Below are 23,680 nucleotides of genomic sequence, written 5' to 3' on the forward strand. Positions count from 1 at the left end.
GCCGGATTCTCACCCCGGGAGCCGGCAGGTTGGCACCAAAGACTGACGGACCGACGTTCGCTCCGATGTTCCGTTCCAAGGTTTCCATTTTGGAATGACTTTTGCGGCGAGTCCTGCCGATCAGGACTCTGTTGATGGCCCCTGATCCGCATCCCGATTGGCGTGATCCGCGCCCTTATTCATCACTGCGCGGCGTGGATCGCGCGGGGCTGATGTGGGAGTGGCTCCGGCGCGATCGCGATTATATCGCATGGCACGCGCGAGCGAGCGTGATAACGGGGAGCCACCCGAGCCATCCCCCCGATCCAGGCGGATGGGGGCTTTGTTTTCGCGGAGCGACCCGATGTCGCAGCGCCCGACGCCCGCATCATCTGGCACGCGGATTTCGATCCCGGGACGCTTCGTGTCCGCGTCGATCCGGCCGGGGCAGCTGGACCAGATAGTATTCACTTGGCGCAACTGGCGCCGTGGCTATCGATCATCACCGACACGACCGGGAGCGAGCACGCAGTGCTATCGGATGGATGGCGCCGCATTCGTATCGACGTGTCAGCAGGCTCATTGCTCGGCGAGGGGCCTGTCATGCTCCATTATGACGTTGCTGGGGTAGAGACGGCGATTGCGCCTTTGCTAACCCTGCGGCGCCTGCTCCATCTATGCCGGTACCGCCGATTCGGCCGAGCGCTCTTCCCGGCCGATCGACGCATGGATCGCTGGTTGAGCGTCCTGCGCACGCACGACGCGCTGGCGGACGGCGCGAGCCAGTATGAAATTGCCTGCGCACTCTTCGGCGAATCGCGGATTGATCGTGAATGGAGGCAGTCTGCAGACGCGTTGCGCTCGCGCGTTCGCAGAATGGTTCGCGAGGCGAGACATTTCGCGGGTGGCGGATACCGTTCCTTAATGCGGCGCAGCGATCCTTCTCCCTGACGATCCAGCGGCCAGGCCATCGATCTTTCATGGGTCGGATATGCATTGAGAAAGTACGGATATCTGCGATGGTTTCCCGCTTGGCCGGTATAGGAGGAGGCCGATTGCAGTGCAGCAAGGCGGGATTGTGCCGCTCACGCGAGGAGCAATGCAGGTCGGTCGATAGCTGATGGCCGCCGACCGCTTCGACCTGCTCAGCGATCGCGAACTGGAAGTTCTGCGTCTGTCAGCCATGGGGCTCAAGCCCAAGATGATCGCCGTGCGCCTGAGCCTGTCGGAACGCACTGTCTATGCGCATCTCGCCAACGCCGCGCGAAAGCTGGGCGTCTCACCGGGTGAGGCAGCGATGGCGCTCGCGCGGCGCGAGGCGCTCGGGCCTTATGCAAAATTGACTAAGCAAAGTTTGCCGGTTGCCCCGGAGGTCCCGTTTCTGGTCGATCTGCTCATACCGGAACTGAGCAGGAGACGGTTCAATGATCTCAACCTAAGCCATCGCATCGTGGTGATCGTCACCCGATGTCTGCTCGTCAGCCTAATCATGTTCGCTCTTACGGGCGTGGTGAGGGACATTGGGCAAATCGTCGGCCGCCACGGCTAACCCGCATTCGTCGCAAGCCGTCAATCATGTCGCTTCTGGTCGGCATGAAAGGAGACGATATGTCCAAACCCATTCTCGATTTCGCCGCGATCCGCACGATTACGAGCAACCTGAACCCGGCCGAAATCGACCTGAGCGGCGCCATCGCCGCTAACGCCGAGCTGATGGCCAGTATCATCCGTGCCGGTCGCCCGATGAACATCTCGCCATCAGTCACGCACGACATGGTCGCGGTTCTGTCCCAGGCCAACGCCGATCTGGTCGCCGGAATGGGCAAGACCATCGAAGTCCATGCGCTGCTCGCGGATCTGCGCGACCGGCTCGGACTCAAAGCGATCGCGTTCGGCGGAGGCATGTGGAAGGGCGATATCCTGACGCCTGAGGCACAAAGCGGAGATGGTATGACGGGGCCGGTCAGGCTCGCTGCTTCCAGTTGACGCTGGCGGTGCCGCGATGCTGATCCTTCCTCATGTTGTACGTCCTGTATTTTGGTTTCTGGGCCATCTTTGCGTTTTTCGCTTGGTGGGCATGGAGCCGCGGCGGCGCATCCGAGCGCTGGGCCGTCGGCATGATGAGCGCTGCAGCTTTGTTCACACCCCTCATCGGTGGCGCGTTCAACACCCATTGGCATGCGCCGCAGCTTGGTATTCTCGCGGTCGATTGCGGGCTGCTTGTTTGTCTCCTGACACTCGCTTTTTACAGCCGCCGTTTCTGGCCGATGAGCGTGGCCAGTCTTCAGACTATGGCTGTCCTCACCCACCCCGCGCTGTGGATCGACTCGACCATCTTGCCGTTTGGATACGCCCTGATGCAGGGTTTTTGGTCGTACCCGATGATGGCGCTCGTGATGATCGGTGCGCGGCGCCATCAACTCCGTCGAGCCGCAGCCAGTGAGCGGGCAGGACGAGGGCCCGCGCAAGGCGCTGCGTGATGGCTGGCCTTACTTTCTGGACAGAATTCGCCAAGATCTCGAACCGTGCGGAGTCGGCTCGATGGCGCTTGCGTCGGTGGCGACTATTCTGATCGAAGAGGATCGAAACCGGGCCCGTTTGTATGAGGCCGGAAATATTAGTAATCCTGCCTGGACCATGTTGCTCGGGCTGTTCGTCAGCGGTGAACGCGGGGAGACCACCATGGTATCAACCGCGTGCATTGCCTCCGGCGCGTCGCTTGCTACCGCACATCGGCATTTGCGGCGGCTGGAATCGCTTGGCCTCGTATCCGTCGCTCGGGACAAGAACGACCGGCGCCGGGCCTATGTAAGCCTCACACCAGGAGCGAACGGGGCGATTAAGGGGCACCTGATGCACTTGCAGGCTCGGCTGACCACGCTCACCGCATAGGTCGTCGGCAGGGTGCTCGCGGTGTCGGGATTTGCAGTTTGCTGCGATCTCCGACATGGGTGGAATGGAACTGCGCCAATTCTGGGACCTGTTCAAGGCTGCCGCGGCGAAATGACATCTCCGCTGATTAACGGCAGATCGGTGTCTGTTTCCTCGTGAGAGTGGAGCGAGCTGCGTGAAAGAGCAAATCACCGACGTCCTCAACAGCGCCCGGTCGATGAGCGCGCGAGAATGGCGCGATGTGATCGTCCAGACAGCGCTGATCGCTGGCATCACCTATTGCATCGGAAGGTTGCTTCAGGCCTGACTCTTGATCGCAAGGCAGTTGGGGAGGCAGGAGCTATCCGAACGGATGGGCCCGCACCACGAGAGTGTTTTGCATTTTCGTCGCCGCCATTGCCATTCTGGTAGCGAAATCGACGCCATTTCGGCGGCTCCGATTAATGACATTCCGGCCAAGGGAGCCGGCCGTGAGCGAGAGCAAGCAGAAAGCACAGTGTTCGGTAAGTGGATCACTGTTTGGGTCTCGATGCTCCGCTCCGCCGATATGGGATCATTATCCGCTATCGTCAGGCGCAAGCTTTGCCGATCTGTTCCGGCATGACGCCTTGGCATTAATCACAGGAGATACCGGTGCCGGCGCTACCAAGCCGCGAGCTTAGCCGCGGCGAAGTGCGCGACCGCGGTGGCCCGCCATTGGCCCAGCGAGAGCGTGGGACGTTCGACGCCGAGCAGGCGTAGCTCCAGTCCACCATCGTGCTCGGTAACGATGATCTGCGGTCGTGGAGCGCAGCAGGACGTGGAGGGAGTCAGACAAGGTCGGAGCCGAGCGGTCGGCCGGTTGTCATCAGCACCGTATTGCCGATGCCCGCCTCGAGTGAGGCGACGACGGGTTGGCGAGTGTCAGCCGGCTCGGAAAGTTGCCCCCTATCGGCTTCGAATATTCCACGTCGATTCACAGCAATGTCGGGTTTCGGGCCGATGCCGACCACCAGGACTGTGCCGCCAATGCAGACGTGGCGACGTGGAAAGCACCGTCCATCGCAAGATCGACGGCGCTTTTCCCTTAGGTGATGTCGATGCGACTTCTGCCTCGCTCGTCCGCGCGCGCTCTTGCGACGCCGCGCCTATAAACGGGCAAGTGATCAAGCGTCTGCGGTCACCGTGGCTTTCGGCTTGCGGCCGCGCTTCACGGGAACCACGACCTCTTCTATCTTCGGCTTGCGCCCAAGGCCAATCTTATGCGCAAGCGCTCGGCGGCTTTCCGCATACTCAGCGGCGACCATCGGGTAATCTCTCGCCAGGCCAAATGTCTCGCGATAGCTCTCTGGCGTGTAACCATGCAGGGCAATGTGACGGCGCAGCATCCTATAGGGCTTACCGTCGATCATGCTGATAAGATGACTTGGCTTGATCGAGGAACGTGCTGACACCGCGCCCTTCGGTTTTTCCGGTTCGGCCGTTGCAGCGGGCGTGCCCAATGCGCCGAGCGCTGCGTAAACGGCCGCGATCAAATTGCCGATTTCTGCGCTAGGCACACTATTGTTGCTCACGTGCGCTGAGACAATATCGGCGGTAAGAGTAATCAAATCGGTATCGTCGGCCACTTAACTTCTCCCAAGGATAGGCACCCTTACTGGATATGGTCGCGCGCGGATAGCTGTCGCTTAAACAGGGGTGCCATATTCATGCTCAGACATCAGTCCAGCCCCGAATTCAAGATTGCCTCGCGCCACGGTCAGCTATGCGCAATTTCGCGAAGTTCCAAGCCATACGCGGCCACCGCCTCGACCTCTTTTTTGTCGCCGAGGATTACCCCGACCCGCTCGTGCAAGCCCTGAGGCTCCACATCCAGGATGCGCTCAAGGCCATTATTGGCGGCGCCGCCTGCCTGTTCGATGAGCAACGCCATCGGATTCGCCTCGTACATCAGGCGCAAGCGGGCTTTACCGGACGTCCGATGATCGGCGGGGTACAGGAAGATGCCGCCCCGTTTTAGAATGCGGTGCACGTCCGCCACCATCGATGCCGTCCAGCGCATGTTGTAGTCCTTTCCGCAAGGACCGTCCTCGCCCGCAAGGCGTTCGTCGATGTAGCGGCGTATCGCCGGGGACCATTGCTGATGACGTGCCATATTGATGGCAAATTCGCACGTCCCTTCGGAAAGCCTCATCGGCCCATCCGTCATTTGCCAAGAGCCTACTTCACGATCGAGCGTGAACTCGTAAACTCCGGTTCCCAACGTCAGCACGAGCAGCGTTTGTGGCCCGTAGATTGCGTAGCCCGCCGCTACCTGACGGCTACCGGGCTGCATGAAGTCTTGTTCCGTGATTTCACGGCCCGAAGCGTCGGCTGGAGCCGTGAGCACCGAGAAGATGGTGCCTACTGAAAGATCGACATCGATGTTGCTCGACCCGTCGATTGGATCGAACAGCAGCAAATATTCCCCTTTGGGATAGCGGCTCGGGATCCGATGGATGGTTTCCATTTCCTCCGATGCCATCGCTGCGAGGTGACCGCCCCACTCGTTTGCTTCGAGCAGCAGTTCGTTGGCAATAACGTCCAGTTTCTTCTGAACCTCTCCCTGTACGTTCTCAGTGGCGAGGTTTCCCAACACCTCTCCGAGCGCGCCTTTGCCAACCGCGTGGCTGATGCTCTTGCAAGCTCGCGCAACGGTTTCGATCAGCAATCGCAGCTCGGGTCTCAACAGCCCGGAGCGGCGTTGCTCCTCGATCATAAAACGGGTGAGGGTAAGGCGTTTCATTTGGTGCACTCGCATCTCGCGGGACGCCGATGGCGCGCGGCGCGAAGACGGTATCAAGTGTTCAGCCTTCGCGCCACTCAACGAGCGGCGGCCCCAACTGGGCGGCTCAACCTTGACGATCATGACTAGCAGCTGGCTCGCTCCCGCGATGGTGCCAAGTCCAAGCGGCTATTAAACCCTGATCCAGCAAGGACAGGCGACGTTCGTCGCATTAATCGCAGCCCCGGACCGTTTCCAAACTGCGCTGGTTGTAAACGCCCAGGTCTGAATGTGTCACTGCGCTGCGGCTTCGAGGCGTTGGTTTCGCTTCACAATCATGATCAGATTATCTTTGGTCGCCAGATCACGCGTCACGGCCACGTCCGGAGGCACAGAAAGTCCGACTGCAGTGAATTCGCTTCCTTTCTTCGCCGCCCAATACATATGCTCGGCCCATAGGATCGTCGGGCAGGATCCTATTAAAAGCGGCATCAATATCTGGCTTTTTGGCAGTTCTATCACCTCGGGCACGAAACCAAGTCCTCGTGCCGCCCTACGGTAGCCGGCGCCAAAGATGACTTGTTCGCGAGAAGCGGCGCGGCTCGCGGGGCGGGGGCTGTAGGCCCAGGCATTGACGGCAATGACCCGGCTCGATGGGCATTGCGCGACGAGCCGCGAGATTTCCCGCGCGCCGCCATACCATCCAGCATGTGCCGCGATCTCGTTCGACGTGACCCAGCATGCGATGACCGACCAAGCTATCATCACAGCCCGGAAGGGCACGCTTTTCGACCAATCACTCGCCGCGCCTGCTGCGAAGACGCTGCACGCAGCAACGAAAAGCGGTATCATATAGCGAGCGACCGCGATCGGCTGGATCAGGTTTAGAAGGAACAAGAGCCCGCCTGTTACGACAATCGCGATCATGAGCAGCTTTTGATAGCGGATGGTCGCTGTGTCGCTGCCCGCGCGTCCGAGAATCGCTGCGCCAAGCGCCGGAACCGCTGCCCAACCAGACGCCAGCAACAGGTTTTTATAGAGCTGCAGCAGATCAGACTGCGATGTCATGATCCATCGAAAGTCCAGTTCCGTGCGCCAGCGCGGCATCTGGACGGCGGCTGAAGCCGATAACAAAAGGCAGCCGGCGGCACCGGCCCCCGCAATCCACGCCAGTTCTGCGCTGTGGCGCCCCCGCAGGGCGACGATCGCCACGCCGAGCAAGACGAGACATTCCAGGCCGGTAACGAAATGCAGGGCGATCATGAAAAAGGCAGACACGCACCCGGTCGCTAGGGGGAGGCGCGCCAGCGCTCTCTCTGGGTCGCGTGTCGCGGCATGGAAGGCGAATTGCAGCCACACCGCTGTCGCGACGAGCTCCAGGAAATAGGATCGAAGGTCGCAAAACTGTTCCATCGTCAAAGGAAGCGTCAGCAGAATGGCAGTGAATATTTTGAAGAAGGCGGCGCGATCAGGGGTTGCTCTGATGAAAATGCGGGTTGCGGAAATTAGGAGGGCGAGGCCCGTCCCGTTCACCACGACACGCTGCAATTCGATTTCGCCGCCGACGAGGCCTCTCGTGAGGCGAACCATAGCGCTGAACAGAAAGGGATGCTGATCCAGGATCCAGCGCTCGCTCATCAATGAGCGCGCCGGCCGCATCGGATCCGTCAGCCAGAAAGTCCAGAATTCATCGAGCCAAGGCCCGCGCCTGAGCGCAGCGCGGACAAAGAAAGCGGCGATAGCGACAAGATAGAGAGCGGTGGAGAGTCCGCTGCGCGCCGATGTTATCGTCATGGCATGGCCACCAGAACTTCCCGAAACGCGCAATCTTCGGCAGCCGTAGCGACCCAACGAATGGCGCTTCCCGAGATGAGTTACTGAGAAGCAGGCCGGTGCTCAAATCCAGCCATTTCGTAGAACTCTATCGATTGCCGATTTTTCGTCAAAACGAGAACCTGGCGTTCTATTTATGCGTCATGCTCGTGTCGTAATGTATAAGCGCTATATGGCTCAGCCGGAAAGAGCGCATACGGTGTCAATCATGGCTGCTCCAAATCTGGATATCGTTCGAGTATCGTGCTCGCGACACCATTGGTCCAGCCAAACCCGTCCTGCGCGGGATATTCTCCGCCACCGCCCGGTTTGCGCTGCTCGACATCATATTTTTCTAACATCTTGCCCGTGTCAGCATATGCCGCGCCAATCGTGCCAATCCATCGTCTTGCAATTTCATGTGCCAAATCGGCCTGACCCGACGCGCGCAGGCCGGCGATTGCGATCCATTGCAGAGGCGCCCATCCGTTTGGTGAATCCCACTGCTGCCCAGTCCGGAGCGGCGAGGTGCGCAGGCCGCCTGGAGCGAGCAAGGTACGGCGAACCGAAGCTGCTACTGCTGCAGCCTGCTCGGTCGAGGCAGCGCCGACGAATAATGGATAGAGCGTGGCGGCTGATACGCGCGGTGTTGGTCGACGCGCGACGCGATCCCAGTCTGCGTAGCGGCTCTCGACTGCCACCCAGAAATAGCGATCGAGGGCAGCGTGCCGCTGCGCGGCAAGAGCTCGGAAACGCACGCTTTCAGCGGCATCGCCTGCCGCGGCGCTGCGTTGGGCGATCGCCTCTTCCATCAGCAGCATCAAGCTGTTGAGATCGACCGGCACAATGTCGGTTGTGCGAATAGACGCCAGCCTTTGCGGGTCGGCGAGCCACCGACTGCTATAATCCCAGCCGCTCTCGGCGCCTGCGCGCAAATGCCGATAGATCGCCGCGGGCGCGCGGTTCGGGTCCTGGCGCGCGGTCACCAGATCCTCAGCAAAGGATTCGTCGCGCGGCAGCGGACGATCATCCCAGTAGCGATTCAACAAGGTGCCGTCAGGCATGCGCACGACGCGATCACAGGCGCCATCGGCGTCGAGGCAGGCCGCGCCCTTCATCCAATAGGCATGCTCCTGCTTGAGCGCCGCCAGCCGGCGAACGGCGAGCGCCGGATCTTCGTCCGTCGAGAGATCCAGCATGGCAGCGTAGAAGGGGGGCTGCGACCGGCCGAGATAATAAGTGCGCATGCCATTGGGAATGTGGCCGTATCGTTCAATCGCATCGGTAAAATCAGCTAGCATCCCTTCGACCAACGGCTGCTGACCGTCGGCCGCAAGGCCCAGCATCGTGAAATAACTGTCCCAATAATAGATTTCCCGGAACCGGCCGCCGGGGACCACGTAGGGCTTGCCCATCGACAGCGCCGAGCTTCCCGCCGGGGCCGTTTCAGGCTGGCGCACCAGTGTAGGCCAAAGAAGGCGGATGTGACGGCGAAGGCCGGCGGCCCCGCGATCGTTGACGCCCGGCACGGTGAAATTGGCGAGGACGAAGGCGCGCAGGTCTTCGGGATTGGCGGGTCGTGCTCGGCGATAGTCCGCCATGATCGCCTCCGGCGATCGCCGCGGAACCGCATCGACGAAGGTCTTGCCGTCCGGGAAGATGCGTCCTGTCTGCACTGCGGCGAACAGCGCGCCATACACGTCCTGCGGCGATGCCTGTTGCGCCGCGATCGGGCTTGCAACCAGCGTCGAGACCATGAGCAGGGTCACTGCCAGCGGGCGCTTGATCCTCATTACCTCCTCCTTTCGTCAGTGGCTCTTGGCGCGTACGCCCAGATGCCGATCCAAGAAATCGGCAGAAAGCCGATATGCTTCGGTTGATTCTGCCATGTCCGGCCAGACCAAGAAGGCGTGGCCAAGTCCGTCGAAGATCTGAAGCTCGCTTGGGACGCCAAGCGCGCTCAGCTTCCGATGTTGTGCCGTCAGGATGCTCGCGGCGAAGTCACGGCCACCCGCGAGCTGCAGCACGGGAGGTAACGTTGCCATAACCGCGTCAGATCGCAGCGGATAAGCGAGCACGTCACTTGCTGGGACGCCCTTCAGATAAACGGTCGGCAGAATGTCCGGTGGCACTCCGGCCCGAATGCGCCCGCCGGTCGTCAGCGGATCGACAAGATAGGCGCTGTCGCCGGCATAGGCTGCGCCAGTACCGCAGAAAGTGCCAATTGCGCCCGGCGGTGGGACACGCGCCCTCCGCAGCCATGCGACGGTCTGGGCCGTGCCGATACCGCCGGCCGAGCAGCCGTAGATGACGATATTTTCGGGCCGCACGCGCCGGAGCAAGGCAACATAGACCGTCGCTACGTCCTGCGATGCAGCGGGGAAGCGATGTTCGGGCGCAAGCCGGTAATCGAGTGTCACCACCCCCATTGTGGCCGCTATAGGAATTGCCTCGACCAGCGCGCCGCTACCCGCGCCCCACAGGAGCGCGCCGCCATGGACGTTGATGAGGGCGCGCGAGACGTTGCGGGCGGGCGTCTTCCCGATTGGGCGCACCACCTCGACCGGCACGCCTCCCATTGTCTCGCGCCGCTCGGTGGTGCGGAAATGACGGCGCATCTCGGTCAGGCGGTCATCGTTGTAGCGGGCCAATACGCGCGCACCGCAGTAACATTATCGCCAAAGTCCGGGAGGTGGATTGCTTGTTGCCGCGTCATCATCCGACGCGCCCTCGGCACTAAGCAAGCTGGACGGCGCAGTGTCATCATGGGCACCTGCACCGTCTGCGCTGGTGCCTGAGCGCTCACCAGCAACGCGATCAGCAGACCTCGGATCGACTGTGGCATAAAGGCGACACTACCCTTTTGTTCTGAAGATTACATCGTCGTTCCGCGTCGACCAAGGGCCGACTCGGTACTAATTATTCCCATTCAAGCGGCACCGTCTTTGAAGTCGGGTCCAATGTGGGGAGAAGGTTATGCGATCCGCGTCCATCCGCCATTTGCTTATAAGTACAGCTGCTGGCGCTCTGCTGGCTTCGGGGCCCGCCGTCGCGCAAAGCGATCCGACCGGCGCCCAGGCCGCGGACAGCAGTCAGCGCGCCACGCCGGAGCAAGGTCTGGTCGACACGAGCAAACCCGACGGCGGAGACATCGTCGTGGTCGGCACTGCTGGCGGCGGTACACGCCGCCAGGATGCTTCGTTTGCGGTGACGGCTCTCAACAACGATGCGATCGAACGAGCGGCGCCGAACAGTACGGCGGATTTGCTTCGCACTGTTCCCGGTGTGATGGCGGAAAGTTCGGGCGGGCAGAACGGAGCCAATATCTTCGTGCGTGGCTATCCCTCGGGGGGGGACGCGCAATTCGTGACCTTCCAATATGCCGGCACGCCGATCTTTGCGCCGCCGACACTGTCGTTCCTCGAAAATTCCCAGCTGATCCGGCTGGACGAAACAGTGCAGCGCGTGGAAGCCGTGCGCGGTGGTACCGGCTCACTCTTCTCGAACGGCCAGCCTGGCCTGACCGTAAACGTGGTGCCGCGCATTGGCGGTCGAACGTTCCACGGCCTCGCAAAACTGTCCTACACCGATTTCGAGGAGATCAGGGGCGATGCCTGGATCTCCGGCCCGCTGAACGAGGACACGGGCTTCATGATCGGTGGCTATTACGCCCAGAGCCACGGCGTCCGCGATCCGCAGTTTCGCGCCGAAAAGGGCGGCCAGCTCACCAGCAACATACACCATGATCTCGATGGGCGAGGCTCGATTGAGATTTATGCCCGGTATCTCAACGATCGCGGCGCATGGCTGCTGCCGATACCAGTGGTGACGAACGGCCAAGGCGACATCAGCGCCTATCCCGGATTCGATGCAGGCACGGGCACGCTGATGGGCCGCGATACGCGGATCACCACCAACGTGGTCGGCCGCAGGCTGGACCTCTCGGAGGGGCGCGGCGCGAAGGTGTTCAACCCTGGCCTCACCTTCGAATACGAGCTTGTCGACGGCCTGCGTCTGCGCGAGCGAACGAGCTATCTGGGCGGCAATGCTGACACGCTCGGTCTCGTTCCTGTGGAAGCTCCCGTTGCAGCATCGGCAATGGCCGCTACTCTCGGCGGCCCCGGCTCCACCGTGGCCACGCTCACGTATGCGAGCGACGGTGCCGCGGTCGCGGGTGGCGCGGACGCGCGCCTCCTGCGGGCCGGCATATGGGAAGTGCGGAAGAAGATCACGTCCTTCGTATCTGACACCGGCTTCGAGTGGGCGGCGGGCAAGAACAAGCTGACGGGCGGCTTTTATTATACGAGCTACACGTCGCGGGATGTCTGGGCGTTGGGCAATCAGGTGCTGCTTGCAGCCGAGCCCAATGCGCGTCGGATCAACATGACGCTGAACGGTGGCCGGACCGCCACGCTCGACGGCTTCTCGAGCGGTCCTGCCTTCCAGGTTCGCGCCACTTACAATGGCGAGGACGCAGCTTTCTACGCGGTCGACGAATTGCAGGTCACGCCCGACTTGCGCATCGACGGCGGCGTCCGGTGGCAGCGGCATAACGTCGATGCGGTACTAGCAACCCCACGTACCGCCGCCGAAGGCGGCACCATCAACCTCGATGGCAATCCGCTGACCTTGTACGACAATGCGGTCACCGTGCTGGGTGCCAATCGCTCGATTCGCTATCAGGATGATGCTTGGTCGTGGACGGCGGGCGCCAACTATGATTTCACCAGCGAAATCGGGGTGTTCGCGCGCTACAGCAGGGGCAACAGCTTCCCGCAGTTCGACAATCTGCGCGAGGCGTCGGCGGTCAACATTGCCGAAAAGACCGGCTTGGCTGCGACGGCCGAGGTGGACACTTACGAAGCCGGCGTAAAAATCTCGACGCGCATGGTCAATCTCTACGCCACCGCTTTCCACAACAAATTCGACGGTCTTGCGACCACCACGCTCATCAACAACGTGCCCGTCAGCTCGAATGGCGGTGCCAAGGCGACGGGCGTCGAGCTGGAAGGCGCGCTACGCCCGACGACATGGTTCAGCCTGACGGCGGCGGGCACATATCTTGACGCCAAGTATCGGGGCTTCTTCACCGGCAACGGCGCGATCGACAACACCGGGAACCGGGTGCAACGCCAGCCAAAATGGACCTGGCGTGTGACCCCGGCAGTGGACGTTGATGTCGGCGGGGTACGGCCGTCGCTGTTCGCCACGCTGCAATATACCGGCGATCGCTTCTCCGATCCGGAGAATCTGCAGACGCTTCCGCACTTCTACCAGCTCGACGCCGGCGTCGCGGTCACGCTCGACAACGGTATCCGGCTGCAGGTGACAGGCAACAACCTGACGGACAAGATTGGTCTGACCGAGGGCAATCCGCGGATCATCGGCGGGCAGGGCACCGGGGCGATCCTAGCGCGTCCGATCCTCGGCCGTTCCTTCCGGTTCAGCGCAGCGTTCGAGTTCTAATCGCCCGATGGACCGCCGCGACGTCCTGAAAGGGATGGCCGGTGCGGCGGCGATGTCCGCCGCGCCGGCCGTCGGGCAACGGCAGCGAGGTCGGCAGCGCAACGTCCTGCTTTTGATATCGGACGATCAGGGCCTCGACCTTGGTTGCTACGGCGTTGCCGTCAAAACGCCGCGACTGGACCGGCTGGCGCGCAGTGGAACGCTGTTCCGCCAATCCTATGCGGCGGTATCCTCGTGCAGCCCGAGTCGGGCGGTGATCAACACGGGGCTCTATACGCATCAGAACGGCATGTACGGCCTCCAGCACGACGTTCACCACCAATCGTTGTTGCCGGGCATCGAGACGCTTCCGTTGCTGCTGAGGCGCGCGGGTTATGCCACCGCGCTGGTTGGCAAGAAGCATGTCGGGCCGGACAGCGCTTTTCCCTACGAGGCGGAACTGGTACCGGAGCGATCGGGCATTCGGGACGTGCGCGAGCTCGCGGTCGCCGCCGCCAGCTTCATCCGTTCGAGTGACGATCGTCCCTTTTTCGTCACCGTCGCCTTCAGCGATCCTCACCGCGCTCCGGTCGATTATGGCAACGATCGCGCATGGCCGGAGGTAAGACCGGTGCACTACGATCCGCTCCAGATCGTCGTCCCTTCGCACCTGCCCGATCTGCCCGCCATACGGCGAGACCTGGCCGGATATTTTGAGTCGATCAGTCGCCTTGACGCGGGTGTCGGCATGATCCTCGACGATCTTGCCGCCACCGGCCGCGCGGACGACACGCTCCTCATATTCCTCAGCGACAATGGACGCCCGTTTCCTGGTGCCAAGACCAACTTCTACGATCCGGGGCTGCACCTGCCGCTTATCGTCTGCGCGCCGGGTGGCGCACCGGCGGCAAACGAGGCGATGATCAGCTGGACCGACATTGCGCCGACCGTGCTCGACTGGGCCGGCGTCGCGCCCCCCACCACCTATCGACTGTCCGGCCGCTCCCTTTTACCCATTCTCGGCAAGGCCGACGATCCGGCACGCGATGCGGTCTTCGCGAGCCACAATTTCCACGAGATCGATCAATATTATCCGATGCGTGCCATCCGTACTCGGGCGCATAACTACATCCTCAATCTCGCTTCCCAATTGCCCTATCCGATTGCCGGCGACGTCGCCGGGTCGCCTGCGTGGAAGGCGATCTTGGCCGATTCCGCGATCCGGCTCGGCAAGCGTACGCAGACAGCCTATCTCCAGCGACCGGCGGAGGAATTGTATGATCTCGCCCGCGATCCCAACGAGCTGACCAACGTCGCCGACAACCCCGCTTATGCCAGCATCAAGGCCGCGCTCGCGGGGCGCCTGCGCGCGATGCGGGCGGAGACGAAGGATCCGTGGCTCTTCGGCCAGACCGATCCCTACGCTCACCAGGCGCAGAAATGAGCGAGGGCATCGGCCGGCGCGGTGTTCTTCTGGCCGGGACCGGGGGCGCGTTCGGTCTATACAGCTTCGCTACCACCGCAGCCTCGCCCGAAAAGCGCCTTGCGCTGCCGCGCAGGCCGGGCGCGACACCCCACAATATTCTCGTCGTCCTCACCGACGATCATAGGTACGATGCAATGGGGTTCATGAAGGCGCAGACGTTCGGCGACACGCCGACGCTGGATCGCCTCGCGCAGGAAGGCGTACATTTCCGCAACGCCTTCGTCACGACCGCGCTCTGCTCGCCCAGCCGAGCGACGATCTTCACCGGTCTCTACGCGCACCAGCATCGTGTGATCGACAACAACCATCCGATCCCACACGGGCTGATTTATTATCCTGAATATCTCCAGGCCGCCGGCTACGAGACCGCCTTCATCGGTAAGTGGCATATGGGCATCGAAACCGACGCGCCGCAGCCGGGCTTCGACCGCTGGGTCAGCTTCAAGGGGCAGGGCCATTATCTGCCGCACCCGGACGGTTTGAACGTCGACGGCCGCAAGGTGGCGCAGACAAGCTACATCACCGATGAATTGACGAACCGCGCTATCGATTGGATCGAACAGCGCGATGGAAAGCGGCCGTGGATGATGCACCTCGCGCACAAGGCGGTCCATTCGGAGTTCCTCCCGGCGCCACGCCATCGAGGTCGCTACGATAAGGAGGTCTTCCGCTATCCCGAGAGCATGAAGCAGGGCGTGTCGGGCCGGCCGATGTGGGTGGAGAACCAGCGCAACAGCTGGCACGGCGTCGCTTATCCATATCACGGTGCGCTCGATATCGGCGACTATTACAAGCGCTATATGGAAACGCTCCTCTCCGTCGACGAGGGCATCGCACGGATCATGGAGCTCCTTCACAAGCGTGGCGAACTGGACCGTACGTTGATCCTCTACATGGGGGACAACGGCTTCATGTTCGGTGAGCACGGCCTGATCGACAAGCGCGCAGCCTACGAGGAATCGATGCGCATCCCCATGCTGATGCGCTGCCCGTCGCTGTTCGGCAGCGGGGTGGTGGAGCAGGTCGTCGCCAATATCGATGTCGCGCCGACGATGCTCGCCGCCGCCGGGTTGGAGGCGCCCGCGGGGATGGCTGGAGCGAACATGCTTCCCCTGATTGGAGGGGCGGCAAGCGTGCCATGGCGAAAAGAGCTGCTGTACGAATATTACTGGGAGCAAAACTTCCCTCAGACGCCGACCGTCCACGCGCTGCGCGAGGACCGCTACAAATATATGCACTTCCACGGCATTTGGGATTTGAACGAGCTCTACGATCTCGCGGCCGATCCGCGGGAGAATGACAATCTGCTCGCCCGACCGGGACATGAGGATCTAGCAGAGCGCATGAGCGCCAGACTGTTCTGTCTGCTGCAGACGACGGACGGCATGCAGATCCCGCTGAGCCCCGACGCGGGCGAGCGAAACGAACTGCGCGATCCGCGAGGGCCGGGCATGGCGCCCTTTCCATCACACTTCTTTCGCACGCCGACGCAGTGAGAAAGCCGGTCGCCGCGCTCGCGCTGACGCTCGCCACGCCCGCCGCGACATGGGGCCGGTCGGTCGATCTGGCGGAACCGTTCGTCGGCACGCTGGCCAACTTCGGGCAGCTCTCGCCGGCTGCGGTCGCACCCTATGCCATGGTCTAGAGGGACCCTGACACCAACGCTACAGATCACGCCGGCTATGAATTTGCGGCCCAGCGGTTGTGAAGGTGCTCACCCCGGCATCGTGACTAGTCAGCGTTCAAGAGAATAATAGTATTACTCCTCTTGAAGGGAGGCAGCGCTCGGCTGGGGCGTGTATCGCCACGTAAACGGCGCCGGGGGGCTTACAACATCGTATCGCGAACTTGGATTGCGTGTCGTTTAGATGCAGCAAGACATGCCGCTTTGCGTGGATGAACTCCGAAAAATCCCAGTTTCCATCCTGCTGCACGATCAGTCAAATCGTAAGAGCTATCTTGAAAAAGGTAAAAGTGCGGTTCGTTTTGCGCCTACTCATCGTCTTGTTTTATTCCGTCAGGGATGCGGGTATGCCACGGAAGAGCAATATAGCTGATAGAAAGCATTCTTTTCGGCCAAACGATGATGATTCGCAAAGATATGAATTCGTTGACGCTTTAAGGCTCGTTGCCGCATCATCGGTGCTTATTCAGCACATATTCGAAAAATCCCGCTATCATATATTGAATTCAATAACAAATCTCAGTCCAGGGGTGTTCGGCGTTGTATTGTTTTTTTTAGTCAGCGGATTGGTGATGCCGATCTCGGTCAAGGGGGGGCTCGATATTGCGAATTTCTCGATCCGCCGTGTCTTTCGCATTTATCCGGCACTCATCGCGGCGTTCATTCTCTGGGCGATAGTACAGGTTGTTGCTCGGGACCCTCGATCCGCCTTCTGGCACGCAACCCTATCCGACTGGCTGGCAAATCTGCTTCTCATCAATGATTTTTTTGGGCGGCCGGCATTCCTTGGCGTCACGTGGACGCTCATCCTTGAATTTGCTTGGTATGCTCTCTTTGCCTTCGGATGGCGAAAGTTCGGGTCGCGGTCAGGATCAGTATTGACCAGCACTGCCGCTCTTGCATCAGCTGGTTCGATCATTTTATCATTGGCGGTCGGGCACAGAATGCCGATGGGACGCATTGGCATGATTTATGCGGCGACTATCGGGTTTCAGTCGTTTCGATGGCTTAGCCGAGAGATAAGGACCTCTACGTTTGTTCGCGATGTGTTTGTCTTCCTGTCGATCATGGCCGTGGGAAACGCAGTCGCGTTCGGCCATTTCCATCATCCAACCATAACTTTTGCCCAGTCATTCTGGCCATGGCTTTTTGCGCCAGCCTTATTCCTGACAATCCTGCATCCGGCGCTCAGGACAACACGCATCTTCGAAAATAAAGGCGTCGCGCGCTTTGGAGCGATTAGTCTCTCTATCTATCTCCTACATCCGATTGCAATGGCGATATGTCTTCGCATCGCGCCCGAGTTCGTCAACATTGTCGCGACGCTCGGTCTTACGATTGCCATGGCCTGGGCAAGTTTTCGGTGGATTGAGCAGCCCGGTATTGCATTTGGTCGTCGCGTGGGAGCGCGTCTTCAATCTCGCTCGGCGGAAGAGGCTCTCGCGCTTGAGCGGTCGCGAGTGCAATGATGCTTCGAGGGCGCTTATTGGTCGGCACCTTCGCCCATAGGCAATTCGCCTCCAAATGGGCGACTGACCCAGTCTTCGTCGGCTGGGCATCCGGACTCCGCGCCCTCCGTCCGGGCAAGGTTGCACCCGTAATAGTCGGGGCGGCAATCGCAGGATTATGCCAAATTGCTCTGATCACGAAGATCGAGACGGCCTTGGCAGCATGAGGAGCTGACGAGGCGCTGGCATTCGATTTTGTAGCGGGGAGGCGCGTTCATGCCCGGAGCCATGCATCTCGTTCAAAAGGCGCGCCGGCCTGCTTTGCGTCTCGGTCTGCCCGACGGCTGGCCGACCGATGTGTCGAGACTGATGGACATAGGCGTGGCGTTCGCGGCGCTTCTCGTCGTAGCACCCCTCATGGTGGTGATTGCGGTTGCGATCTTCCTCACTGATCCCGGGCCGGTCTTCATCGCGCATCGGCGGCTTGGCCGAGGGGGCCGAGACTTCGCCCGTCTGAAATTTCGCACCCGGGTTCTTTATGGAGCTCCTGATCGGCCGGACTATTTCCAACTCGGTTCGGCATCTCGTTGGATCCGGGATGACGAGCAATGCGGTCGGCCGGTTATGCCGCTAATTCCCTTTGGCGAGCTGCTCGCACGAACCAGCTTTGACGATTTGCCACAACTTTTTAACGTGCTCCGCGGACATATGAGCCTCGTCGGACCGCAGCCGATTGTGGGAGCCGATATCGCGTTCTACGGACATTATCTGAGCCACTATACGAGCCTGCGCCCCGGAATCACAGGTTTGTGGCAGACAAGCGGGCGCCGCAGCAGGTCCAGGCGTCGCCGCGTCGCTCTCGACGTGCTTTATTCGCGCCGGCGATCATTAGGCCTAGATGTAAAAATCCTAGCGCAGGCTGTCGCACGCTCGGCGCCGGACAAGGATCGCTAAGCATGCGAAGAATCGGATTATCTGCCCGCGAGCCGTATGACTGGCGCTGGATTTTCGGTTGGCGCGGTTGGCGCGATCGCGGCACCATCGCCGTTTGCGCTGCCGCTGCTATTTGTGCTCCAATCTCGTCTGAGCCGACCAAGCCCACCCCCTTACCTGCGGATACGGCTTACCGGCTCAGCGGTGGAGACAGGCTGCGTGTCACCGTGTTTGGCGAGCCCGCGCTGACCGGCGACTACAGCATTACCGCCGATGGCATTCTCTCTTTTCCTCTTATCGGCGAAATTGATGCGAGAGGGCGTTCGATCGGCGAAGTGAGGGAGGCACTGCGAGAGCGTCTTGGCAAAGGCTATGTCAATGACCCGCGTGTCGCCATCGAAGCCATTTCCTATCGGCCCTACTACGTGCTGGGTGAGGTAAATCGTCCGGGCGAATATCCATATGCTGCGGGATTGCGCGTCGACCAGGCGATCGCAGCCGCCGGCGGCTTCACCTACCGCGCCAATCGCGGCACCGCTTTCGTGCGCAGCTCAGACGACAGCGCGGAGAGGAAGGTGAAGCTACGCAAGCGGCCGGTATCGGTCCTTCCGGGCGATACGATCAGAGTCGGCGAGCGCTATTTGTAGCGGCCATTGTCATCCTCAGAAATCGCGGCGACTGGAGAAGCCTGTTGGAAGTTTTGATCAATGGTCGTTTTGCAACTCAACCGCTGACGGGCGTCCAACGTGTCGCGCACGAGATAACACAGGCGATCGACCGTCTGCTTGATGAGCCATCCTTTCGGACCTTGCGCGTGCGGCTGGTGGTCCCGGCCGGTACGAGGCTACCCTATGCTTTACGCAATATCATCCTCACCCACTCGGGTGGCGGCGCAGGCAATTGGTGGGAGCAGGCGATCTTGCCCCGCCATATCGGCAAGGCAATTCTACTTTGCCTCGGCAACAGCGCTCCGATCTCAAGTTTGCTGCGCCGCCAACCGACGATGGTGATGTTGCACGATCAGGCCTATCGACAGTTCCCAGATGATTATTCGTTTGGCTACAGGCTTGCGCATCACTTTATCGAAAGTCTGATCCTGCGCCGCTCAGACATCGTCCTTAGTGTGTCGGAAGCGGAGCGAACTGTTTTGTTGAGCAACAACAAAATCAACGGGCAGGTCATGGTTGCGCCCAACGGCAGCTGGATCCACGACACCGTCGCGCCTGCCATACGAAGCGGTCCGCCGTCAGAGGGGTATGGACTGTACATTGGTAGTTTCACCAGGAGGAAAAATATCGAGGCCGTGATGGCGACCGCAATTGCGCTCGCGCGGCAGCGCCGGCGCCCATTTCGATTTGTTGGTCCACCGAATCCAATGAGTTACGCCGAGGCGGCGGCGGTACCCGAAGATGTAAAAGACCTTATCAGGTTTGACGGCTATGTCGCGGATCACGAGCTTGCGGAGCTCTACCATGGAGCCGACTTCCTTCTTTACCCGTCATTTTATGAGGCATCTGGATTGCCCCCGAGCGAGGCAATGACATTTGGTTGCCCGGTCATCCTGTCCGACCTGCCAGTGATGCGCGAGCGGTGCGGTGTAGCAGCGCTTTATTGTGCCCCGTCGGATCATCAGGCTATCATCGCCGCGGCTTGTCGTATTCTCGACGAGCCCGAGCTCGCGCGCAGCCTCTCCAGTCTCGGTAGGGATCAAGCCGCCACGTTCACGTGGGAAGGCCAGGCAAAGATCATTCTCGACGTGGCAACGACGATCAAAATCGCGCCAACGCCAAAGGCACGATCGCCACTCATCCGTTGGCGAGCGTCAGAAGCTCGCCAAGCAACCGTTCGCCGGCCCGCCGCCAAGTAAAATCTGCCGCGCGCGCGCGACCATCGGCGATCTTGCGCGCCCGAAGTGCTAGGTCTTGCTTCAATGCCAAGATTGCGGCGATCCATTCGCCGGGCTCATCCACGTCTGCGTAAGTGGCTGCATCGCGGCAAATCTCGGGCATAGCGCCAGCGGGCGCAACAATAGCTGGGCATCCCAGCAGCATGGCTTCGACCGGTGGCAGGCCGAATCCCTCGGTGCGAGACGGGAGGCAAACGCAAATCGCACCTTCGTAAAGCGCGCGCAATTTGCCGTCATCAATCACACCGGTAAATATGGCATTTGCGGGCGGCGTCATGCCGGCGCGCTCGTGTGCAACGCGGCCCGTTCCTATCACCACTAAGCTGGTTCCGGCGAGCTCAGGTCGCTTGAATGCGTCAAAGAGAAGTTCGACATTCTTATATCGCTTGGTGCTTCCGAACAGGACAACATATTCGTTGGCCGTCACACCCATTTCCTCAAAGACGTCGCGATTAGGCTCAAGGTCGAGGATATGATCTGCACCGTTGTGCAATATCGCGATCCTGTGTCGTTCGACGACCCCTGTGAGATCGAGGATTTGACGGGAATATTGTGACACGGTGAGCACGCGAGCGCTGCGTCCTGCCATGCGTGGCGCCAGTAAGCGATGTCCCCAGCGTTCACGAAAAGGATAGGAGCAATCTCTGAAGCGGTACTGCGCGTCGTGAAGCAGCAGGAGCTGGCGGTGGTGCCGCAGGGGAGCAAGATTGCATAAGTTAACAAGAACGTCGTGTTTCGCTTCGCCGGGAAGAATTCCCTGTTCCCAGATCTGAGTGTGCCCAAGCCGCTGTTCGTCGAGCAGCGTAGCCTGAAGAGTAGGCGTCCAGCTCCGCTTTCTTGGCAGGAGCAAGCGCATCGGCGGTCGCTCGCTGACGGGAAGATCGCTCACCTGCCGGTCTACCTCTCGGATCAATCGGTCGGCAACGCGATGCACTCCATTCAATCCACCACTATAAAATTTGCCGTTGAAGGCAATCGCGCGCGGCGGGGGGCTCACGACTTGATCCTTAAGATATAGCGGGGGTCGAGCCGGGCGGTCGCGAGATGTGCCATGGCGAGAAAATTGCCTCGTAGCCGGCCGCGGCGGTCGACATGAGCTTCCGGAGACATGCTGCGCAGAAGGTTGGCCACGACGTTGCGCAGCATCATTTCATACGCGAGCAGCGGCGGCGCACTTCGCTTCCGCAGCAGGTAAATTGGATTTGCGATCTGCGAATAACCGAGTCGGACACCGGAAGTCCGCCCCCCCTTCGCGCCCATATGAACGCCCGAAAGCTTGTTCGAGCGGACGAGGCGGCCATGTCGTCCGAGTTGAAAGGTAACGTCGATGTCTTCCAGCCAGCCGTATAGCGGTAGCGCCTCATCAAAGCGCAGGTCGCCGAGCGCAGATAGTCGGATTGCCATGTTGCAACCGTAGAGCGCTCGCTCGGGATATTCGCGCCGCTCAGACGGAGGTGAGTCTTTTCGCAGCAGCTCCAGCGCGTCGGTGAAACTGTACCCTGCATGATGGATTCCATCAGCGATCACGCGACCCGTCGCGCCCACGACGTCCGCTTGGGACACGAACAAACGCTCAAGCTCGGCCAGATAGTCATCGGCGGCAAGGAAGTCGTCGTCGATAAACAGGACGACATCGGCTCGATCAGCAATATGCCGTAGCGCATGATTGCGCTGGAGACACAATCCTTTGTCCGTAAACAGAATTTCAGGCTGCATCGGAGACTGAGCAAGGTCGGCGACATCCTCATGGCGCACGCTCACGACGACGATGCCGTCTGGCGATCGAGTCTGACTGGCTAGGTGGTCGACTGCGCGCCGCACTGTCTCAGGTCGGCCTATGGTGGGGATCGCCACGAAAATACGCATATACGTCTCCTTAGGACGCTCGAGGCTTGGGCCATGGGGATGTCAGGTGGGCCGCGGGCGAGGCGGGTCGGAACGCTGGCGTAAGAGAGCTGGAGTGGCGCGCTGACCGACGCAGCGCCAGCGCGGCTCCAGCAAATATCGCAAAATCGCCTCCCGGATCAGCTGTTGGGCTGACCACGCTCGCGGGAATAAGCATACACGCGGCCGTCCAGGCGGCGGCGACGCCGGTCGCATCAGCCATATTTTGCACGCGATTGTAGGTCGATGCGCGCCAGGGTTTGAGAACCTGGATGACATAAAGGGATAGCAAGGCAGCGCCGGACAGCCCGGTTGCCCCGATTACCGCGGCAGGCAGGCTCGACGAGCGAAAGCTTCCCGGTCCGATGCCCAGCCCGGACGACGCCCAAAAGGCATTCACGCCCTGATGAGCCCAGAAGGCGCGTTGGAGCGCGGAGTCGCTTCCCTGTTTGCCGACCGTCATAGAAGTGAAGACACGCGAGGCGGTCGCCACGAGGTCGGGCTTGAGGAGAAAGGTGAGGCTCACAACGATCGCCAGCGCCAATGCGACGATCGCTAGCCTGATCAGCTTGGCTGACGAGACGCCGTCCGGCACAAACACAGCGCGCAGGAGGAATACGGTCAGATAGGCAGCTAAGCCGAGATAGGCGGTCGACGAGGTTGAGGCCGCAAGCGTGAGTCCCATTGTCAGGGCGACCCAGCCCGTCACTCGAGGCTGGACGCCCCGATACCAGCACTCGGCCATGAACAGGAACCAGACAAAACCGAAACCAGCGAAGGACGACGGCTCTGGATGGATCCCGTTCATCCGCACCACCGTGCCGAGGCGCTGGTCGAGTTGCGCATAATTGCCGTTTCTAAAAAAACCCAGAACTTCCGACCATGCCGTTCCGGCAAAGACCACGCCACTGATGCCAAAGAACATGTGAAGGCAGCAAATAGCTACCCCCGCCTTTACGAGCGCGGATGCCCCTTCTTCATGACGGCACGCGGCGTAGGAAGCTACCGCCAGCATCATCGTGCCGAGCATGTAGACCGATGCGGTCACATTCTGGCTGGTCGGGCCAAGCTTGAAGACGGCAAACATATATCCGGCCGTTGGCCGCATCGGCACGACCATGATTTGGTCGGCGAAGATCCTCGGACCGACAAACGCCATAGTAACGCCGTACACCGCAAAGCCGACAAGAAGCCCGTTCGCACAAATTCCCTCCTTCACCAGTTCTCCCGCACCGCTTCCCGGTAGGAGCAACCTGAGGACCAAAAAGCCAAGGGCGAATTGGACAGGCGGAATCGACGAACCACCGAGCGCCGGGAGCTGAAACGCGGCCGAGCCACCCATCAATGAAGAAATGAGAGTGAACGCGTACATGGCGGGTATACTTCCACGAAGCAGAAGTAGGAGCCCGATCCCGGACACTATGATCCCAAACACCGTCGGGATCATGGTACGGCAGCCCGTCGCGGG

Annotated in this window: 23 protein-coding genes; 15 read left to right on the forward strand and 8 right to left on the reverse strand. The window is 60.7% G+C overall.

All coding sequences use genetic code 11. The annotated features are described in order from the left end of the window. The first annotated feature begins 134 nt into the window (after nucleotides 1–134). The 7 genes from Q4F19_RS21520 (at nucleotide 135) to Q4F19_RS17365 (ending at nucleotide 3,178) form a co-directional block, all read left to right on the forward strand. Nucleotides 135–443 (forward strand): transcriptional regulator domain-containing protein, encoded by a 309-nt coding sequence (locus Q4F19_RS21520; RefSeq protein ID WP_431312423.1) that lies wholly within the window; start codon nucleotides 135–137, stop codon nucleotides 441–443. Between the two features lie 7 nt (nucleotides 444–450). Then, nucleotides 451–930, forward strand: a complete 480-nt coding sequence (locus tag Q4F19_RS17340) for a DUF2285 domain-containing protein (protein WP_303545221.1) — start codon at nucleotides 451–453, stop codon at nucleotides 928–930. Between the two features lie 169 nt (nucleotides 931–1,099). Continuing rightward, nucleotides 1,100–1,528, forward strand: coding sequence for a helix-turn-helix domain-containing protein (locus tag Q4F19_RS17345; RefSeq protein WP_303545223.1), 429 nt, complete (start codon nucleotides 1,100–1,102; stop codon nucleotides 1,526–1,528). A gap of 26 nt (nucleotides 1,529–1,554) precedes the next feature. After that, nucleotides 1,555–1,965 (forward strand): hypothetical protein, encoded by a 411-nt coding sequence (locus tag Q4F19_RS17350; RefSeq protein ID WP_303545227.1) that lies wholly within the window; start codon nucleotides 1,555–1,557, stop codon nucleotides 1,963–1,965. 32 nt (nucleotides 1,966–1,997) lie between these two features. Further along, nucleotides 1,998–2,459: a hypothetical protein gene (locus Q4F19_RS17355; protein ID WP_303545230.1), complete on the forward strand. Its 462-nt coding sequence runs from the start codon at nucleotides 1,998–2,000 to the stop codon at nucleotides 2,457–2,459. Beyond that, the gene (locus Q4F19_RS17360; protein ID WP_303545232.1) at nucleotides 2,419–2,871 is read left to right on the forward strand and encodes a helix-turn-helix domain-containing protein; all 453 of its coding nucleotides are present in this window, start codon (nucleotides 2,419–2,421) and stop codon (nucleotides 2,869–2,871) included. Before Q4F19_RS17355 ends, Q4F19_RS17360 begins: the two co-directional genes overlap by 41 nt. 175 nt (nucleotides 2,872–3,046) lie before the next feature. Next, nucleotides 3,047–3,178 (forward strand): hypothetical protein, encoded by a 132-nt coding sequence (locus Q4F19_RS17365; protein ID WP_303545234.1) that lies wholly within the window; start codon nucleotides 3,047–3,049, stop codon nucleotides 3,176–3,178. An 838-nt stretch (nucleotides 3,179–4,016) separates the two neighbouring features. Here Q4F19_RS17365 and Q4F19_RS17370 read toward each other — a convergent pair. The 5 genes from Q4F19_RS17370 to Q4F19_RS17390 all read right to left on the reverse strand — a co-directional run bounded on the left by Q4F19_RS17370 (nucleotide 4,017) and on the right by Q4F19_RS17390 (nucleotide 10,077). Beyond that, on the reverse strand, nucleotides 4,017–4,478 hold the full coding sequence (locus Q4F19_RS17370; protein ID WP_303545236.1) for a Ros/MucR family transcriptional regulator: 462 nt from the start codon (nucleotides 4,476–4,478) through the stop codon (nucleotides 4,017–4,019). 131 nt (nucleotides 4,479–4,609) lie between these two features. Beyond that, nucleotides 4,610–5,635 carry a class 1 fructose-bisphosphatase gene (locus tag Q4F19_RS17375; protein ID WP_303545575.1) on the reverse strand — a complete coding sequence of 342 codons (1,026 nt, stop codon included), beginning with the start codon at nucleotides 5,633–5,635 and terminating at the stop codon, nucleotides 4,610–4,612. Nucleotides 5,636–5,908: 273 nt separating this feature from the next. After that, complete coding sequence (locus Q4F19_RS17380) at nucleotides 5,909–7,408, reverse strand: hypothetical protein (RefSeq protein ID WP_303545238.1); 1,500 nt, start codon at nucleotides 7,406–7,408, stop codon at nucleotides 5,909–5,911. A gap of 245 nt (nucleotides 7,409–7,653) precedes the next feature. Beyond that, nucleotides 7,654–9,219: an alpha,alpha-trehalase TreA gene (treA, locus tag Q4F19_RS17385; protein ID WP_303545241.1), complete on the reverse strand. Its 1,566-nt coding sequence runs from the start codon at nucleotides 9,217–9,219 to the stop codon at nucleotides 7,654–7,656. A 15-nt stretch (nucleotides 9,220–9,234) separates the two neighbouring features. Beyond that, on the reverse strand, nucleotides 9,235–10,077 hold the full coding sequence (locus Q4F19_RS17390; RefSeq protein ID WP_303545244.1) for an alpha/beta hydrolase: 843 nt from the start codon (nucleotides 10,075–10,077) through the stop codon (nucleotides 9,235–9,237). Between the two features lie 325 nt (nucleotides 10,078–10,402). Between Q4F19_RS17390 and Q4F19_RS17395 the strand changes: the two genes are divergently transcribed. From Q4F19_RS17395 to Q4F19_RS17430, 8 genes are all read left to right on the forward strand, one after another. Next, nucleotides 10,403–12,892: a TonB-dependent receptor domain-containing protein gene (locus Q4F19_RS17395; protein WP_303545247.1), complete on the forward strand. Its 2,490-nt coding sequence runs from the start codon at nucleotides 10,403–10,405 to the stop codon at nucleotides 12,890–12,892. Between the two features lie 7 nt (nucleotides 12,893–12,899). Beyond that, a complete protein-coding gene (locus Q4F19_RS17400; protein WP_303545250.1) occupies nucleotides 12,900–14,315 on the forward strand; it encodes a sulfatase family protein in 1,416 nt (471 codons plus the stop codon). Further along, on the forward strand, nucleotides 14,312–15,853 hold the full coding sequence (locus tag Q4F19_RS17405; RefSeq protein WP_303545253.1) for a sulfatase family protein: 1,542 nt from the start codon (nucleotides 14,312–14,314) through the stop codon (nucleotides 15,851–15,853). Before Q4F19_RS17400 ends, Q4F19_RS17405 begins: the two co-directional genes overlap by 4 nt. Next, complete coding sequence (locus Q4F19_RS17410; RefSeq protein ID WP_303545256.1) at nucleotides 15,850–16,002, forward strand: hypothetical protein; 153 nt, start codon at nucleotides 15,850–15,852, stop codon at nucleotides 16,000–16,002. The genes Q4F19_RS17405 and Q4F19_RS17410 overlap by 4 nt, the downstream gene beginning before the upstream one ends. Nucleotides 16,003–16,316: 314 nt before the next feature. Next, a complete protein-coding gene (locus tag Q4F19_RS17415; RefSeq protein WP_303545259.1) occupies nucleotides 16,317–17,510 on the forward strand; it encodes an acyltransferase family protein in 1,194 nt (397 codons plus the stop codon). 255 nt (nucleotides 17,511–17,765) lie between these two features. Beyond that, the gene (locus Q4F19_RS17420) at nucleotides 17,766–18,443 is read left to right on the forward strand and encodes a sugar transferase (protein ID WP_303545261.1); all 678 of its coding nucleotides are present in this window, start codon (nucleotides 17,766–17,768) and stop codon (nucleotides 18,441–18,443) included. 2 nt (nucleotides 18,444–18,445) lie between these two features. Next, a complete protein-coding gene (locus Q4F19_RS17425; RefSeq protein WP_303545264.1) occupies nucleotides 18,446–19,069 on the forward strand; it encodes a polysaccharide biosynthesis/export family protein in 624 nt (207 codons plus the stop codon). 44 nt (nucleotides 19,070–19,113) lie between these two features. Then, a complete protein-coding gene (locus tag Q4F19_RS17430; protein ID WP_303545267.1) occupies nucleotides 19,114–20,289 on the forward strand; it encodes a glycosyltransferase family 4 protein in 1,176 nt (391 codons plus the stop codon). On the opposite strand, the gene Q4F19_RS17435 is transcribed toward Q4F19_RS17430, so the two are convergent. The 3 genes from Q4F19_RS17435 to Q4F19_RS17445 are packed head-to-tail and all read right to left on the reverse strand — an operon-like array spanning nucleotide 20,228 to nucleotide 23,584. Next, the gene (locus tag Q4F19_RS17435) at nucleotides 20,228–21,325 is read right to left on the reverse strand and encodes a glycosyltransferase family 4 protein (RefSeq protein ID WP_303545270.1); all 1,098 of its coding nucleotides are present in this window, start codon (nucleotides 21,323–21,325) and stop codon (nucleotides 20,228–20,230) included. The genes Q4F19_RS17430 and Q4F19_RS17435 overlap by 62 nt on opposite strands. Then, nucleotides 21,322–22,194 carry a glycosyltransferase family 2 protein gene (locus Q4F19_RS17440; RefSeq protein WP_303545273.1) on the reverse strand — a complete coding sequence of 291 codons (873 nt, stop codon included), beginning with the start codon at nucleotides 22,192–22,194 and terminating at the stop codon, nucleotides 21,322–21,324. Before Q4F19_RS17440 ends, Q4F19_RS17435 begins: the two co-directional genes overlap by 4 nt. Nucleotides 22,195–22,204: 10 nt before the next feature. Continuing rightward, nucleotides 22,205–23,584, reverse strand: coding sequence for a hypothetical protein (locus tag Q4F19_RS17445; protein WP_303545276.1), 1,380 nt, complete (start codon nucleotides 23,582–23,584; stop codon nucleotides 22,205–22,207). Nucleotides 23,585–23,680 lie beyond the last annotated feature (96 nt).

It is taken from the genome of Sphingomonas natans, from assembly GCF_030546695.1.
Lineage (GTDB): Bacteria > Pseudomonadota > Alphaproteobacteria > Sphingomonadales > Sphingomonadaceae > Sphingomonas_I > Sphingomonas_I natans.

Bases quoted from the DNA above. Each gene is read 5' to 3' on its own strand.
- Q4F19_RS17345 (WP_303545223.1), top strand. From the start codon at position 1,100: ATGGCCGCCGACCGCTTCGACCTGCTCAGCGATCGCGAACTGGAAGTT.
- Q4F19_RS17425 (WP_303545264.1), top strand. From the start codon at position 18,446: ATGCGAAGAATCGGATTATCTGCCCGCGAGCCGTATGACTGGCGCTGG.
- Q4F19_RS17445 (WP_303545276.1), bottom strand. From the start codon at position 23,584: ATGTACGCGTTCACTCTCATTTCTTCATTGATGGGTGGCTCGGCCGCG.
- treA (WP_303545241.1), bottom strand. From the start codon at position 9,219: ATGAGGATCAAGCGCCCGCTGGCAGTGACCCTGCTCATGGTCTCGACG.
- Q4F19_RS17400 (WP_303545250.1), top strand. From the start codon at position 12,900: ATGGACCGCCGCGACGTCCTGAAAGGGATGGCCGGTGCGGCGGCGATG.
- Q4F19_RS21520 (WP_431312423.1), top strand. From the start codon at position 135: ATGGCCCCTGATCCGCATCCCGATTGGCGTGATCCGCGCCCTTATTCA.
- Q4F19_RS17350 (WP_303545227.1), top strand. From the start codon at position 1,555: ATGTCGCTTCTGGTCGGCATGAAAGGAGACGATATGTCCAAACCCATT.
- Q4F19_RS17405 (WP_303545253.1), top strand. From the start codon at position 14,312: ATGAGCGAGGGCATCGGCCGGCGCGGTGTTCTTCTGGCCGGGACCGGG.
- Q4F19_RS17440 (WP_303545273.1), bottom strand. From the start codon at position 22,194: ATGCGTATTTTCGTGGCGATCCCCACCATAGGCCGACCTGAGACAGTG.
- Q4F19_RS17355 (WP_303545230.1), top strand. From the start codon at position 1,998: ATGTTGTACGTCCTGTATTTTGGTTTCTGGGCCATCTTTGCGTTTTTC.
- Q4F19_RS17395 (WP_303545247.1), top strand. From the start codon at position 10,403: ATGCGATCCGCGTCCATCCGCCATTTGCTTATAAGTACAGCTGCTGGC.
- Q4F19_RS17380 (WP_303545238.1), bottom strand. From the start codon at position 7,408: ATGACGATAACATCGGCGCGCAGCGGACTCTCCACCGCTCTCTATCTT.
- Q4F19_RS17375 (WP_303545575.1), bottom strand. From the start codon at position 5,635: ATGAAACGCCTTACCCTCACCCGTTTTATGATCGAGGAGCAACGCCGC.
- Q4F19_RS17420 (WP_303545261.1), top strand. From the start codon at position 17,766: ATGCCCGGAGCCATGCATCTCGTTCAAAAGGCGCGCCGGCCTGCTTTG.